11 protein-coding genes are annotated in these 14,718 nt (G+C 72.8%); 5 read left to right on the top strand and 6 right to left on the bottom strand.

Annotated features, from left to right (window positions below):
* Positions 1 to 36: 36 nt before the first annotated feature.
* On the bottom strand, positions 37 to 1,290 hold the full coding sequence (locus tag V6U89_RS00585) for a hypothetical protein (RefSeq protein WP_334568587.1): 1,254 nt from the start codon (positions 1,288 to 1,290) through the stop codon (positions 37 to 39).
* Positions 1,291 to 1,514: 224 nt separating this feature from the next.
* Between V6U89_RS00585 and V6U89_RS00580 the strand changes: the two genes are divergently transcribed.
* On the top strand, positions 1,515 to 3,050 hold the full coding sequence (locus V6U89_RS00580; protein ID WP_334568586.1) for an NAD(P)/FAD-dependent oxidoreductase: 1,536 nt from the start codon (positions 1,515 to 1,517) through the stop codon (positions 3,048 to 3,050).
* Between the two features lie 4 nt (positions 3,051 to 3,054).
* On the opposite strand, the gene V6U89_RS00575 is transcribed toward V6U89_RS00580, so the two are convergent.
* On the bottom strand, positions 3,055 to 3,882 hold the full coding sequence (locus tag V6U89_RS00575; RefSeq protein ID WP_334568585.1) for a helix-turn-helix transcriptional regulator: 828 nt from the start codon (positions 3,880 to 3,882) through the stop codon (positions 3,055 to 3,057).
* Between the two features lie 102 nt (positions 3,883 to 3,984).
* Here V6U89_RS00575 and V6U89_RS00570 point away from each other — a divergent pair, with 102 nt between their 5' ends.
* The 3 genes from V6U89_RS00570 to V6U89_RS00560 all read left to right on the top strand — a co-directional run bounded on the left by V6U89_RS00570 (position 3,985) and on the right by V6U89_RS00560 (position 6,964).
* Positions 3,985 to 4,542 carry an SDR family NAD(P)-dependent oxidoreductase gene (locus tag V6U89_RS00570; RefSeq protein ID WP_334568583.1) on the top strand — a complete coding sequence of 186 codons (558 nt, stop codon included), beginning with the start codon at positions 3,985 to 3,987 and terminating at the stop codon, positions 4,540 to 4,542.
* 63 nt (positions 4,543 to 4,605) lie between these two features.
* Positions 4,606 to 5,592, top strand: a complete 987-nt coding sequence (locus tag V6U89_RS00565) for an aldo/keto reductase (RefSeq protein WP_334568582.1) — start codon at positions 4,606 to 4,608, stop codon at positions 5,590 to 5,592.
* Between the two features lie 295 nt (positions 5,593 to 5,887).
* Complete coding sequence (locus tag V6U89_RS00560; protein WP_334568581.1) at positions 5,888 to 6,964, top strand: glycosyltransferase family 2 protein; 1,077 nt, start codon at positions 5,888 to 5,890, stop codon at positions 6,962 to 6,964.
* 230 nt (positions 6,965 to 7,194) lie between these two features.
* Here V6U89_RS00560 and V6U89_RS00555 read toward each other — a convergent pair whose 3' ends face one another.
* The 4 genes from V6U89_RS00555 to V6U89_RS00540 form a co-directional block, all read right to left on the bottom strand.
* Complete coding sequence (locus tag V6U89_RS00555) at positions 7,195 to 7,695, bottom strand: GNAT family N-acetyltransferase (protein WP_334568580.1); 501 nt, start codon at positions 7,693 to 7,695, stop codon at positions 7,195 to 7,197.
* A 151-nt stretch (positions 7,696 to 7,846) separates the two neighbouring features.
* Positions 7,847 to 8,242 carry a GIY-YIG nuclease family protein gene (locus V6U89_RS00550; protein ID WP_334568579.1) on the bottom strand — a complete coding sequence of 132 codons (396 nt, stop codon included), beginning with the start codon at positions 8,240 to 8,242 and terminating at the stop codon, positions 7,847 to 7,849.
* Positions 8,243 to 8,404: 162 nt separating this feature from the next.
* Positions 8,405 to 9,550, bottom strand: coding sequence for a serine hydrolase (locus tag V6U89_RS00545; protein WP_334568578.1), 1,146 nt, complete (start codon positions 9,548 to 9,550; stop codon positions 8,405 to 8,407).
* 231 nt (positions 9,551 to 9,781) lie between these two features.
* Entirely contained in the window at positions 9,782 to 11,095 is a 1,314-nt protein-coding gene (locus tag V6U89_RS00540; protein WP_334568577.1) for an AAA family ATPase, read from the bottom strand.
* A 238-nt stretch (positions 11,096 to 11,333) separates the two neighbouring features.
* Here V6U89_RS00540 and V6U89_RS00535 point away from each other — a divergent pair, with 238 nt between their 5' ends.
* Complete coding sequence (locus tag V6U89_RS00535; RefSeq protein ID WP_334568576.1) at positions 11,334 to 14,621, top strand: NACHT domain-containing protein; 3,288 nt, start codon at positions 11,334 to 11,336, stop codon at positions 14,619 to 14,621.
* Positions 14,622 to 14,718: the final 97 nt, after the last annotated feature.

Raw genomic sequence — 14,718 nt, 5'->3', positions numbered from 1 at the left:
CCCGGCGAGGGGCCCCGGTCGGGGCCCTTCCCGCGGCTAGATGATGAAGTGCGTCCAGTAGGCCAGCCACACCACGAACAGCGCGCCCTGCACCAGGCCCAGCGCGGCGCTCAGCCAGGCGTCGGCCGTGGCGTTGCGGGCCCACCGGGCCAGGACCAGGCCGACCGGGAACGCGGCGATCAGGTAGCGCAGCAGGCTCTTGTACACCGGCGGCCCCATCGACAGCGGCGCGAGCACCATCAGCAGGGTGTAGACGAGGTAGGGCAGCCCGATCCGCCGGATGCCGGCGATCACGATCACCAGCACGGCGACGGCGAACCAGACCCGTACCGCGTCCCGGTTGTCGCCGGTGAGACCGTTCCCGATCACCGGCAGCGGATTCTGCACCCGGATGCCCCAGCCCTTCTCCTGGGCGTGCTTGTAGGCGAACCAGTCCCCGCCCTTCCACCGGCAGAACGCCATGAAGGTGAACCAGCCGGCCGGGATCAGCAACAACGGCCAGCCGGTGCGGACGTACGTCCAGAGGCTGCGCGGGTCGAGCCGGTAGCGATGCTGGCGCAGCAGCACCAGCGCCAGCGGGACGGCCACCAGGAACCCCACCGAGCGGCTGAGCCCGAGGAAGTAGCCCAGCACCCCCACCGTCATCCACCGCCCCCGCTCGGCGTAGTAAAAGGTGGCCAGCGCCAGGCAGAGGAACAGCGACTCGGTCAGCGCCGCCTGGAACAGGAACGCGGTCGGTAGCAGCACCAGGTAGCGGGTGAACCGGCGGGCGGCGGCGTCGTCGCCGAGCAGCGTCTCGCCCAGCCGCAGGGCGTAGTAGAGCAGCAGCAGGAACGCGACGTTGCTGATCAGCAGCAGCGCCATGGCGGTGTCGCCGCCCAGCGGGATCGCCACCACCCGGGCCAGGAACGGGTAGAGCAGGGGAAACCCGAAGCCCCCCTGCCACTCGCCGGTGAGCGGCTGCCGGCTCAGGCCGTCGTAGATCAGCGCGTCCCAGGCGAACCACATCGATATCCAGCGGTGCGGCGAGATCTCCGCCTGGTCGAGGCGCGTGTTGATCTCGTTTGCCGGGGGCGCGGCGGGCGCCCCCTCCCAGGCGGTCAGGGCGATCACCCCGACCAGGGCGAGGACGACCTTCGCGCCGACGAACACGGCGAGCACGTACCGCCAGCGCTCGGGCACCCGGACGACGAGGTCGCCGGCGTGGCCGAGCAGGCGGTCCCAGCCCTCCGGGAGTCGGGTCGCGGGCGCGCGGCCGTCCGCTGCGGTGTCCCGCGGCCCGTCGGTCATCTGGCGCTTCCTCACGGAGTCGGTCCGACCCGCGACCCACCCACGGCGGCCGCGAACCTGCCGGCCGGGCATCCCCCGCCTACGCCGGCTGACACCTCCGCGCCCCCCACCGCCCGGCGCCGAGCGGCATGATCGGGACTTCCAGGCCGGCCGATGTGAGACAACGCAGAGAACGGGTAACCGCGCCTGTCCGACAGGACCCGAGGGCAGGGAGCGGCGTGAGGATGGACGAGCGTCACGGCACGGTGGTCATCGGCGCGGGCCCGGCGGGGCTGACCGCCGCGTACGAGTTGCTCAGGCACGGCGCGTCGGTACGGGTGTTCGAGGCCGACGAGGTGGTCGGCGGGATCAGCCGTACCGTCGAGCGGGACGGCTGGCGCTTCGACATCGGCGGGCACCGGTTCTTCACCAAGGTGGGCCGGGTCGAGGAGTTCTGGCACGAGATCCTGCCCGACGAGGAGTTCCTGCTCCGGCCCCGGATGAGCCGCATCTTCTACCGGGGCGCGCTCTACGACTACCCGCTCAACGCCGGCAACGCCCTGCGCAACCTCGGCGTCCGGGAGGCGGCGCGCTGCATGGGCTCGTACGCGCGGGCGCGGCTGCGCCCGCCGAAGGACCAGTCGCACTTCGAGGGCTGGGTGTCGGCGCGCTTCGGCTGGCGGCTCTACTCGATCTTCTTCAAGACGTACACCGAGAAGGTCTGGGGGATGCCGGCCGACCAGTTGCAGGCCGACTGGGCCGCCCAGCGGATCAAGAACCTGTCGCTGGCCCGCGCGGTGCTCAACGCGCTGCTGCCCCGCCGCAACCGCAAGGACGTGACCAGCCTGATCGAGGAGTTCCAGTACCCGAAGTTCGGCCCCGGCATGATGTGGGAGCGCTGCACCGAGGAGATCCGCAAGCGCGGCGGCGAGGTCAGCACCGGCACCTGGGTGAAGACCGTGCACCACGAGGGCAGGCGGGCGGTGGCGGTCACCGTCGACGGGCCGGACGGGGAACGCCGACTCCCCGTCGACCACGTCATCTCGTCCATGCCGATCTCCGAACTGGTGGCGGCGGTGCGCCCGGCCGCCCCACCCGAGGTGCTCGAATGCGCCGCCGACCTGCGCTACCGGGACTTCCTGACCGTGGCGCTGGTGGTGCCGGAGGAGTTCTCCTTCCCGGACAACTGGATCTACGTACACGACCCGGCGGTGAACGTGGGCCGGATCCAGAACTTCGGCTCCTGGTCGCCGTACCTGGTCAAGGACGGCCGCACCTGCCTGGGGCTGGAGTACTTCGTGTTCGAGGACGACGAGACCTGGCGGACCTCCGACGCCGACCTCGTCGCGCGGGCCACCGCCGAGCTGGAGCAGCTCGGCCTGGTGCGGCCCGGCGCGGTGGAGAGCGGGTACGTGGTGCGGATGCCGAAGGCCTACCCGGTGTACGACGACCGCTACCAGCACAACGTCGACACCATCCGGGCGTGGCTGGCGCGGGAGCTGCCCAACGTGCACCCCGTCGGGCGCAACGGGATGCACCGCTACAACAACCAGGACCATTCCATGCTGACCGCCATGCTGACCGCCGAGAACATCGTGCACGGCGCCGGCCACGACGTCTGGACGGTCAACGTCGAGCAGGACTACCACGAGCAGAGCACCGACAAGGGCGGCGACGGGCGGCGGGGCACCGGCCGGGACGCGCCCACCGTGCCGGCGCGTACCGTCGCCACGACGGCCGCCGCCCACGCGGCGGAGCGTCGACCGACCGGGGTCAACTGAATCGTCAGCTGTCCACCCGGTCGGCGAGCCGGCGGAACACCTCCCGGGTGGGCGAGCCGGGCGCGGCGGTGTAGACGATCAGTCGCTGGTCGGTCTCCGGGACCAGCAGCACCCGGCACTCGAACTCCAGCGGCCCCAGCTCGGCGTGCGTCACCCGCTTCACCACCGGACGACGCTCGGCGACGTCGTGCTCGGCCCAGAGCGCGGCGAACCGGGGCGAGACGCCGAGCAGCTCGGTGACCAGCTCGGCCAGCCCCCGGTCGCCGGGATAGCGGCCGTAGGCGGCGCGCAGGTCCGCCACCGAGTCACGCACGAAGCGCAGCGTCTCCGGGTCGTCCGGACGCGGGGCGGGCTGGCGGAACATCCAGCGGATCATGTTGCGCTCCCCCGACGACAGGTCCCCGACGAAGTACGCGGCCAGCCGGTTCACGGCCAGCACGTCGTACTTGGCGTCCACCACGTACGCCGGGGTCTCGGTCATCGCGTCGATCAGGTGGCGCAGCCCGGGGGTGATCTCCCGGCTCGGCCCGGGCACCGGCGGCGGGCTGTGGCCGGCCACCCGGAACAGGTACTCCCGCTCGTCGCGGGTGAGCACCAGGGCCCGGGCCACTGCGGCGAGCACCTGCCGGGACGGGTGCGGCCCCCGGCCCTGCTCCAGCCGCACGTAGTAGTCGACGGACAGCCCGGCGAGCTGGGCGACCTCCTGGCGGCGCAGGCCCGGCATGCGGCGGCGTACCCCGTCGGGGAGGCCGACGTCGGCGGGGCGCAACCGGGCCCGACGGGCGCGCAGGAAGGTGGCCAGTTCGTCGCGGCGCAACCCGGGTGCGGTCATGCCCCCAGCCTGCCGCACGCGCGGACGCCGAGGGTGGTACCGCCGGTCCCAGTCCCGGCCGGTCTCTCCCGGCCGGCGCGGCCCGCCGGCAGGCTCGACGCCATGACCACGACGAACATCGCCCTGATCACCGGGGCCAACAAGGGAATCGGGTACGCCACGGCACGGGAGCTCGCCGCTCGCGGGATGACAGTGCTGGTCGGCGCGCGGGACGCCGGGCGCGGCCGGGAGGCGGTGGCGGCGCTGCGCGCCGGCGGCGCTGACGCCCACCCGGTGCCGCTGGAGGTGACCGACCCGGCGTCGGTCGCCGCCGCCGCGCGGATCGTCAACGTCTCCAGCGAGGTCGGCTCGATCACCGCGATGACCGGCCCGGAGAGCTTCCTGTGGCCGGTGACCTCGGTGCCCTACCCGTCGTCGAAGACGGCGCTGAACATGGTCACCGCCATGTACGCCAAGGAACTGCGGGACACCCCGATCCTGGTCAACGCCGCGAACCCGGGCTACTGCGCGACCGACCTCAACGGTTCCTCCGGCTACCGCACTCCGGAGCAGGGCGCGGAGGTGAGCGTGCACCTGGCGACGCTGCCGGCGGACGGGCCGAGCGGCCAGCTCTGGGGGCACCTCGCCGCCGACGACTCGTACGGGGTGCTGCCCTGGTGAGCCCTTGACTTCGAGCGCGCTCGAACGTCCAGGGTGGAGGCTCCACGTCGAATGGGAGACCTCATGCGGTACCGCACGATCGGCACGGACCCGCGGACCCGGCGCGAGGTGAGCGTGCTCAGCCTCGGCGCGATGCTCTTCGGCACCGCCACCGACGAGGCCACCTCGTACGCCATCCTCGACCGGTACGTCGAGGCCGGTGGCACCTTCGTCGACACCTCGGACAACTACGCGTTCTGGATGACCGGCGGGCAGGGCGGCGAGAGCGAGGAACTGCTCGGCCGCTGGCGGCGCAGCCGGGGCGTCGGGGACGAGATCGTCGTCGCCACCAAGCTGGGGGCGCGTCCGCTCGCCCCCGGCACCAGCTACACCGACAACGCCGAGGGGCTGTCGGCCAAGGTGATCCGGGAGTCGGCGGAGCGCAGCCGGGAACGGCTCGGCATGGCGACGCTGGACCTGCTGTACGCGCACATCGAGGACCGCACGGTGCCGCTGGAGGAGACGGTGGCGGCCTTCGGCGAGCTGGTCGCCGAGGGCACCGTGGGACTGCTGGGGGCGAGCAACCACCGGGCGTGGCGGGTGGAGCGGGCCCGCGCGCTGGCCGCCGCCGCCGGCCTGCCCGGGTACGACGTGCTCCAGTACCACCACACCTACCTCCAGCGGCGCACCGACCTGCCCAGTGAGCTGGACCCGGACGGCGACCCCGGCTCGGTCGGCGGTGACCTGGCCAGCTACCTGCGGGCGGAGCCGACGCTGACGCTGGTCGCGTACTCGCCGCTGGTGAGGGGCGGCTACACCCGGCCGGACAAGCCGCTGGGCCCGGCGTACGACCTGCCGAGCGCGCCCGGCCGGCTGGCCGCGCTGCGGGCGGTGGCCGCCGAGACGGGCGCGACGGTCAACCAGGTGGTACTGGCCTGGCTGATGGGCGGCGAGACGCCGTCGATCCCGCTGGTCGGCGCATCCTCGGTGGCCCAGCTCGACGAGAGCCTCGAAGCGGTGGAGCTGGAGCTGACCGCCGCGCAGCGGGAACGGCTGGCCACGGCGGGCTGACCCGAGCACCGCAGGTCGGGGCGGCTCCACCGTTCGGTCCTCCCTCGGCCGGCCGTCCGCCCGGCGCGAGCGCCTGTCCCGTTGATGGGACTGACCGGCTGGTCCAACTGACCAGACAGTCAGCCGAAACACTGCGGACGCCGAGCCCTGCAGGACCTGAGCAGGGTTACTGATACTGCACATGGTCACGCCGATGCCGACCTCGGCGGCCGTACCGGTGCAGAGACGCCGCGTGGTCCGGGACAGGAACGGACCCTGCGACAGCGATGCCGCCCACCCCAGCGACGGAGGCCGCGTGAGCACCTACCGGCGGACCCGGGTCGTCGTGGTGGTGCCCGCCTACAACGAGGCGGGCACCATCGCCGCCACGGTGCGCGCCCTGCTGGCGCAGACCCGGCCGGTCGACCGGTTGATCGTGGTGCCGAACAACTGCTCCGACGACACCGCGGCGATCGCCCGGGCCGCCGGGGCCGAGGTGTGGGACATGCCGGGCCCCAACCCGCACAAGAAGGCCGGCGCGCTGAACTGGTCGATCAACCTGCTGCTGCCGCACCTGCACGACCGGGACATGCTGCTGGTCACCGACGCGGACAGCATCCTGGCCCCCGGTGCCGTCGCCGCCGCCGTCCACGCGCTGCAGCGCCGGGGCGTCGGCGCGGTCTGCGCCGACTACCGGCTGGACCACCAGCCCCGGCTGCTCGACATCCTCCAGCGCAACGAGTACGCCCGGTTCTCCCGCTGGGTGTGGCGCAAGGGCGGCACGGCGGTGGTGCTCTCCGGCGTGGCCACCCTGTTCCGGGTGCCCGTGGTACGCCAGATCCTGGCCGCCCGCGCCTCCGGCGCGCTGCCCGGCTACCCGCGGGAGTTCTACCACCGGGACCCGGCCACCGAGGACATCGAGATGACCTTCGCGATTCGGTCGCTGGGCTACCGGCCCCGGGTCGCGCCCGGGTTCGACGCGATCACCGACTCCATGCCCAGCGTCCAGGCCCTCGTCACCCAGCGGGTCCGCTGGCAGCGCGGCATGCTCGACTCACTGCGCCTGTACGGCTTCCGCTGGTGGAACGCCGGCAACTGGCTGCGCCAGCTCGGCATCTACACCAGTTCACTGCTGGTGCCGATCTACCTGGCCGCCGTGGTCGCCGGCTGGTTCCTGGTCGGCACCCTGCCCTGGGATCCCCGCTGGTTGCCGGTGACCGGCGTCTTCGTCCTGGAACGGGTGCTCACCGTCCGCCGGCAGGGCTGGTGGGCCCTGCTCACCGCCGCCGCGCTGCTCCCCGAGTGGTGCTACGAGCAGGTCCGCTCGTTCGCCTACTGGCGGGCGCTGGCCCAGACCGTACGCGGAACCGACCGCGTGTGGATCAACTCCTGAGAGAAAGGCACACCTTTATGTACCAGCGTGGATGCGCTGCCGCCGCCGCCGGATGCTCGGCCACCCTGCCAGTGACCGGGGTGAGCATCGGATGGTCCCTGATCGCCGGCACCACCCTGCTCATCGCCGGCCTGGCCCTGCTCCGGCTCGCCCCGACGATCCACGGCCGGCGAGCCCGTACCCGCTGACCGGCACCATTGGCGCGGCGGCCGAGCGGCCGCCGCGCCGCCCTACCCGGTCAGGTCGAGCCGCCAGTCGTTGGAGCGCATCAGGTGCCCGGGCGGATACTCGAACTCGGTCTCGCCGAGCAGGGTGAACCCGGCCTTGCGGCAGACCGCGTTCGAGGCCGGGTGGTCCACCGACGGGTACGCGTGCGCCCACCGGTGGCGGCCGTGGGCGCGCGCCTCGGCCACCACGGCGCGTACGGCGGCAGTGGCCAGGCCCCGCCCCTGGTGCTCGGGGAGGATCGCCCAGCCCATCTCGTAGACCGGCTCGTCGTGCCAGACGCGTTCCCAGTAGCCGACGCTGCCGACCTTCACCCCGTCGGGCAGCAGCACGGTGAACATCCAGCCGCTGCGGGGACCGGGCCCCTGCAGGTACCGCTCGTGCCGGGCGAGCACCTGCTCGTCGGTCTCCGGGCCGCCGGTGTGGTGCCGGACCTCCGGCGCGTTGAGGCGGCGCAACAGGTCCAGGTCGTCCTCGTCCCACCGCGCGATGCGCACCTCGGTCATCCGTCTCCCCCGTCCGTCGTGGCCGCTCATTAGAGCAACCCCCACCGACGGTCCGGGGTCACGACCCGGCCCGACGTGCGCGGCCGGCCGGCGGTGCGTGGTGCGGTCGCTGTGGAGCTGATGTCGCAGACGATTCAGCGCGACGATCGGTTCAGGGAGTGGGGCGCTGCCGGGGGACCTGCCGGTTGAAACGCGGCTTCAGGGCCACCACCAGGGCGTCCTCGTCGGCCTCCGGGTGGTCGCTCTCCCGCCAGCGGACGATGCACCGGCCGAGCCAGCTCGCGATGTCGGCGGCCGACGCCACCGGCCCGGACCGGTCGAGCAGTTGGCCGACCTGGTCGTGCAGCACGGAGGAAGCGCGGCTGCCGGTCAGGTGCTGGCGCAGCCGGTCCTTCAGATTCGAGGTCTGCCCCACGTAGATGACCGTGTCCCCGGCGACCACCACGTGCACGCCGGCGGCGCGGGGCGCGTCCGCGACAACATCCATCGTGTACGGGCGGGAAACGGTGAAGCCCGTCAGCAGATCCTCATGTGTGATCTCGGTCATCCCCGGACGGTACCGAGGCGGGGCCACGGTCGGCAGCCTCGGCGACAGTTCGCGGGGACGCCGCAGGTCTCCTCACGCATCGGACCGCCACGTCTTCGTGCAGGCGGGCAGGGCCAGCCAGCCGGCGATGCGGCAGCACACGAGGTCCACCCGCGGGCGGTCTCACCCCGGGCCGCACCCTGGGGCGACGTGGTCGGAGACGGTACGGGCGAGTTGTCGAACCGTCTCGCTGCCGCTGCGGAACGGGCCGGCGGTGAGGAACGCGACGGCTGTCTCCGCGCCCGGGGTGAGGCAGTAGCCGACGTCGTGGGAAGCGTCGGTATCGTCGCCGGTCTTGTGCGCGAGGGGGGTACCGGGCGGCAGGGCGGCGGGGATCTTGGAGTTGCGGGTCTGGTTGCGCATGAAGCCGATCATCAGGTCCCGGGACCGCTCGGTGAGGATCCGGGCGTCCCAGACCGCGCCGAGCAGCGAGATGACGTCGTCCGGGCTGGTGTAGTTCTCCTTGTCCCGGTCGGCGCCACCGACGAAGAGCTTGTGGGCCAGGACGGTGTCGCGCTGGTTCATCGAGTCGATCAGGGCGTTGACGGGCGCGAAGCCGCCGAGCTGGTCGATCAGCACGTTGGCGGCGGTGTTGTCGCTGTACTCGATCATGTATTCGGCCAGCCGGTGAGTGGTCACGAGCTGCGGCATCGGCTCGGACTTCAGCTTGCCCGCGCCGCCGACCACGTCGGCGCGGGTGACCCGCACCTCCCGGTCGAGCGACAGCTGCCCGCAGTCGACCCGGCGCAGCAGCTCGACCAGGATCCACAGCTTGATCACGCTGGCCGCCTTCGGCCGGAACGTGCCGTTGACCGTGATCTGCTGGTTGCCGTACCGGCCGGAGAGGTCGCGCACCGTGACGCCGGCCCGGTTGTCGGTCGCGGCGGCCACGACCCGGGCGAGCTGCCCGGTCAGCGGGGACAGCCGGCGGCCGGCGGCGGGGTCGGTGGGCGGCTGCGGATCGGTGACCACCTCGCCGACCAGCCGGTGGGGTTGCTGACGCGGGCGGACCACCTCGACAAAGCCCCGGGTGCGGCCGACCAGCGGCACCCGGTAGGTGTAGGTCCTGCCCGCGGCGGTGACCCGGCCGGTCGCCGTGCCGCCGGCGACCCGCATCCCCGGGTCGGCGATCCGGCCGGTGTCGCCGTCGCAGGCCCGGTAGCGGACGGTGCGGCCGGCCGTGTCGACCGAGAAGACCCCGCTGGGGAAGGCCAGCCACGCCGCAGCGCCGGCCGACCCCCGCGCGGGCGCCGGCCCGATGCCGTCCACCGGGGTCGACCCCGACGTGCCGACCAGCGCGAGCAACGTGGCGGCGCCGACGGCCGTCCACCGCCGCCTTGTCGGTGGTACGCGAACAGCCCCCTCCCGTGCCCGCGAAGACGAGTGCCCGGACGTCATTTCCGTACGATATGTAGCTCGCCGTCCCGTCGGCGGCGGCGGTGCCGGTGTCACCCGTCCGGACCGAGGAGGTCCAGGAACGGGCCGGGGCGCTGGACCCGGCTACGTCGCGCCCAGGTGCGTGAGCATGGTCTGGTTCGCCAACCAGCCGTCGGGAAACTTGACGGGCACGTCGAGGTGCACCGACTCGGTCGAGGGGTGGGCGTCCAGCAGCTCGCCGATGCCCGCCCGCGCGACCACGATGCAGGCGTGCCGGTGCCGGGACGCCAGCACGCAGAGCCGCCCCGACTCCAGGTGGAAGGCGGTGGCGTCCCGCCGCCCGGAGAGCGGGTGCAGGACGATCGTCACGTCGTACTCGCGGCCCTGGAGCCGGTTGGCGGTGTCGACGGTGACGCCCGCCCCGGCCTCGCCGAGGTGCGCGCGGATGGCCGCGACCTGGTCGCGGTGCGCGGCCCCGACGGCGATCCGGTCGGCGGTGACCGGCGCGCCGGCCGGCGCGTGCTCGGAGACGGCGACCGCTCCCCGCCGCAACACCCGTAGTGCCAACGCGGCGCACGCCGACGCCGCCTCCGCGTCGGTGCGCAGGGTGTGCCGGGCCGGCAGTTCGTGCAGCGCCCACCCGGTGGTGGCGGCCAACTCGACGGCCGCGTCGAGCGCGTCCCCCGGTCCGGGCTCAGTGAACGACAGCGCCCGGTCGCCCGCGCCCGTGCCGGCGCGGAAGCCGGTGAACGGGTAGAACGCCGCCGCGACCACCGGCGCCGCCGAGGTGGGCAGCCGCCAGGACACCGGCAGCCGGTGGACGGGCAGCTCGGGGTTGTGCCGCAGCAGCACCGCCACCGCCGACTGCATGGGGTCCCAGGTCAGGCCGGTCCAGCGCGCGGTCTCGACGGTGGAGAACGGGTCGAGCTGGCCGGGGTCGCCCACGAACAGGGCCCGCTCGAACCGGCCGGCCACGCGCAGCAGGGCGTCCGAGCGCATCTGGTACGCCTCGTCGACGATCGCCCACGGCCAGGAACCCTCGGTGACCGTGGCCCACTTCGCGGCCGTACCGATGATGACGGCCGGCCCGCCGAGGTCGGCGACCTTGGCGGCGACCTTGACCGTTTCGTGCTCCTTCACCCGTTCCGACGGCCGGTAGTCGGCGGCGGAGAGCCGGCCGATACGCAGCTCGGGGGCCTTGCGGGCGAGACGGTCGATGAGGTCGTCGACCTGCTCGTTGGTCTGCGCGATGACGATCAGCGGCTCGCCGGCGGCGGCCAGCTCGACTGCGGCGCGGACGACGAGGGTGGACTTGCCGGCGCCGGGTGGGGAGTCGACCACTACGCCGCGGTGGGTGCCGGAGCGCAGGTCGGCGAGTACGGCGGTGATCACCCGCTCCGCTTCGACGGCGGGCGGCACCTCCAGCCCAGCAAGCATCGACCACACCTCCCCACAAGGCATCTCCGGGACCCTACCGGCAGTCAGCCGGCTCGCACACGCCCACTCTTGGTCCCGGCGCAGCGCCGTCCGGGGCGCGGCGGCGGCTGATCCGCCCGCTGCCGCCGCCGCGCCGCGAGAATGCCGGAAGCGGGCACTGACCTGCGGGAGCGGGAACTAGCGTGGGGCGTAGGCGAGGAGGCACGGCGCCTCCGTGCGGTAGCCGACCATGCCGATCATGGGGGTGTCCATGGGCGGGCCGAGACGTGGTCCGGTCTGGGCGGCCGAGCTGTGGCTACGCCAGCGCCGGCGCAGGTGGCGCACCCGTCGGGAACGCCAGGCCGAGCGGCACCTGCGCCGACAGAGGGACCAGCGACCCGACCACCGGATGGACTGGCGGCACCATCGAGGGCTGCGGTGGGCGATCATCGCCACCGCCGCGACACTCGTGGTGTGGACCGTCTACTCGCTGATCCTGATGGTCCTCAACGCGGAGCCCGGTTTCCTCCGGATGTCGCAGTGGTGCGCGGGACAGCCGCCGAGGTCGTACTACTGCGGGCAGGTGGAGGGCTTCGTCAAGGGCCCGCTGGTCGTGGCGCTGGGCCTCGCGGTCTTCCTCTTCTGGCGGTATCTCCGGGTTCGCCGCTGGTACGACCGGAATGCCCTGCGCAATCGCCGGATGGTGATACCCACCGCGGAACGGGACATCAGCCGGGTCGACGTCGTCGGTCGGGACGAACTGTGCGCACTGATCATCCAGCGGCTCCGCGACGAGCACAGCCGGCGTCCGCTGCTGCTGGTGGGTGGCATCGGCACCGGCAAGACGACGACGCTGGTCCGCCTCGCGGAGATGCTGATGGCCACCGACGTCGTACCGATCGGGATCGACCTGCGTACCGTCACCGCTCCGGAACAGCTGAACTTCCACCAGCTCGCCCAGGCACAATTCGAGCGCACCATCGACACCCAGCTGCACTCCGCGGGAGAGGCCGACAAGGTGTGGCGGCGGCTCTGGCTGGAGAACCGGATCGTGGTGCTCGCCGACGGCCTGGAGGAGGTACTCGCGGACAACGCCCAACCCGCCGACCGCGACAGCCTGCTCCGGGAGGCCATCCGGGGCGCGGTCCGCGAGCGTCTCCCCCTGGTGGTCGCGTCGCGCCCCGCCGATCCGCTACGCGCGCTGGATGCGCTCATGCTGCAGCTGGAGCCGCTCGCCCAGGGCGCCGCCCTGGAGTACGTGCAGACCCGCAGCCGTCGCTCGGACGCGGGACACCGTTCCGACCGCATCGCCGGGCTGGTCAAGGCTGCCGACGTCGCCGGCGCGCCGTTCTATCTGCGGGTCATCGGCCAGCTTCACGAGGTCGACCGCCTCGACCGCGTCGAGCCGGCGGGCCCGGGTAGATCCGCGCTGCGCTGGAGTCTGCTCGAGGAGTGGTACGACGCCACCATCGCCGGGGACCTGTACGAGGACTACGGCATGCCGCAGACCGAACGGTCCGACGCGATCGAGGTGCTCTCCGCGCTCGCCTGCATCGGGTTGCGCGACAACCAGTCGTTGGTGCGCACCACCGCACTCACCGGCGCAGACCGCACCGAGGACGCCGGTCGCCAGTGGATCCTGGCCGAGCTCCGGGCCCGGCTGCACAAGCTGAGCGCCGACAACCCGCAGGACATCGGGCTGGCCGAGACCACCGGGGACGCGCTCAACATCGTGGTGAAGCGGCAGGACGGGGTGCGGTTCCAGCACGGGGTGATCCAGGCGTACCTCGGATCGCGGTTCCTCACCGCCGCCATGCGCGACGACGCCTTCCTGGAGCGGGCCCTCACCCGCAACCACGGCCCCGGACGGGAGCTGCTCTCGGCCCTCACCCTCTACAGCCGCAGCGGCGGGGCGTTCGAACGGCTGGACGGGCGGCGCAAGCCACCCTCCCTGCGACAAAAGCTGCACCGCCTCGGTGACGCCGTCTGGCAGACCGTGAGACTCCCCACGGGCGCCGAGGACGCGAAGGTCACCCGGGACCGGTCGGTCATCCTCGTACAGCGGCTCTGTGCCGCGGCGACCGCGACGCGGAACCGCACCCGGGCTCTGGAGATGTTCGCGGTCGCGCTGGAGATCGACGCCGCCACCGGGCACACGGTCCACCGGAAACTGGCCGACGCGATCCGGGACGCCTGGCCCAACTTCCAGGGGGACGGCTCGGTCACCGACCGTCCGCTCGAGGACGCCAAGATCGCCCTCGTGCACCGGTTCGGTGACGCGGCCCGGCAGCTCAGCAACCGGCCGCCGGAGGCCACCGGGGGGAAGCAGCCCGAGCCGCAGTACCGGCAGCTGGTCCAGATGATGGCTGACGAGTCGTCGTACCTGCCCCGGCTGGCCGCGGCCCGCGAGATCGCCAGCGGCGGCAACGCGGCGGTCCGCGCGCTGCGCGATCTGCTCGACGAGCCTCCTGAGGCGGCAGACGTCCTGAGCCGGGAACGCCTGGAGGAGATGCGGACCTGGATAGCACCATCGCTGTTCCTCTTCGCCGAGGGCGAGCACGCCCCCGGCGAACCGGACTGGCGGGGCGTGGCCCGGGAGACCATGCGACGCTGGGTGCACCGCCTGGCCACCGACGCCTCGGACGGGGCCCGTGTCTACGAGCTCACGCTCGCGCAGGGGTTCCGGCTGGCGGCCAACTGCCGCGCGTACCCGGCGCACCGCAGCATCCTGATCGAGGAAGCGGAGAAGGCGCTGCGGCACTCCCGCTTCTGGTACTCCCACCTGGTGCTCATCCAGGCGCTGACCCTGCTGGCCCTGCCCCGGGATCCCGGTGAGACGTTGCGCGAGCGGGGTCACGGGTCGGACCCGCGCGGGCTGGTCAACTTCTGGACCTCGATCGCCGGGGGCGGGAACCACGCCCCACAGCCCGGCAGCGGCACGGCCCACCCACTCGTCCTCGAGGTCGCGGACCTGTGCGTCGAGGCGCTCATCGACCGCCATCCCGAGCGGCACTGCTGGGTGGACGAGCGGGAGATCGTCGGGCGGGTCGGGACGGTCAGCCCGCAGCCCGAGATCCGCCGGCTCCAGGACTCCTGGCTGCCGCCGTCGCACGGCTGGGGTGTGCTGCAACCACGGGCCCAACGGCTGCTGGCCGACGTGATGCTGCTGCTCAACCTCGCCGACCGGGGACAGGACAACGCCGAGCGGGCGCGCCGGCTCAGCCGGGCCAGCCGCGCCGAGCTGCCTCCGTGCCTCACCATCGACCGCAGCGCCATGCGGGTCACCCTGAGCCGCCGCCAGGCCAACGACGTCCAACCCGGCTCCACCTGCATCGACGACTGCCCGTTCCGGCTGTGCCCGCTGCCGCCGAAGGGGGACGAGCTGCCGTACCAGATGGACGAGGCCTTCTGCGCCCATCAGGTCGACCTCGTCGGGCGCTGGTTCCGGTCGGGTGGGCGGGCGGACTGGCAGGCGGTCAACCGGGAGGAGCTGCGGACGTTCTGGCGGGAGATGTCCGAGCGGATGGCACCTGCGTGGCGGAAGTGAGTGGCGCTCCGGGGGCCGCTGGATTTCGTTGTCAAGGTTCCAAGCGCCACCTGTCGCGGAGCCAGCGCCCTGGAGGCCGCCCATACGCGGCGATGGT

The organism is Micromonospora sp. CPCC 206171, assembly GCF_036906755.1.
Lineage (GTDB): Bacteria > Actinomycetota > Actinomycetes > Mycobacteriales > Micromonosporaceae > Micromonospora > Micromonospora purpureochromogenes.
This window is presented reverse-complemented; position numbering and strand designations above follow the sequence as displayed.

Bases quoted from the DNA above. Each gene is read 5' to 3' on its own strand.
- V6U89_RS00570 (WP_334568583.1), top strand. From the start codon at position 3,985: ATGACCACGACGAACATCGCCCTGATCACCGGGGCCAACAAGGGAATC.
- V6U89_RS00585 (WP_334568587.1), bottom strand. From the start codon at position 1,290: ATGACCGACGGGCCGCGGGACACCGCAGCGGACGGCCGCGCGCCCGCG.
- V6U89_RS00555 (WP_334568580.1), bottom strand. From the start codon at position 7,695: ATGACCGAGGTGCGCATCGCGCGGTGGGACGAGGACGACCTGGACCTG.
- V6U89_RS00565 (WP_334568582.1), top strand. From the start codon at position 4,606: ATGCGGTACCGCACGATCGGCACGGACCCGCGGACCCGGCGCGAGGTG.
- V6U89_RS00550 (WP_334568579.1), bottom strand. From the start codon at position 8,242: ATGACCGAGATCACACATGAGGATCTGCTGACGGGCTTCACCGTTTCC.
- V6U89_RS00580 (WP_334568586.1), top strand. From the start codon at position 1,515: ATGGACGAGCGTCACGGCACGGTGGTCATCGGCGCGGGCCCGGCGGGG.
- V6U89_RS00540 (WP_334568577.1), bottom strand. From the start codon at position 11,095: ATGCTTGCTGGGCTGGAGGTGCCGCCCGCCGTCGAAGCGGAGCGGGTG.
- V6U89_RS00535 (WP_334568576.1), top strand. From the start codon at position 11,334: ATGGGGGTGTCCATGGGCGGGCCGAGACGTGGTCCGGTCTGGGCGGCC.
- V6U89_RS00575 (WP_334568585.1), bottom strand. From the start codon at position 3,882: ATGACCGCACCCGGGTTGCGCCGCGACGAACTGGCCACCTTCCTGCGC.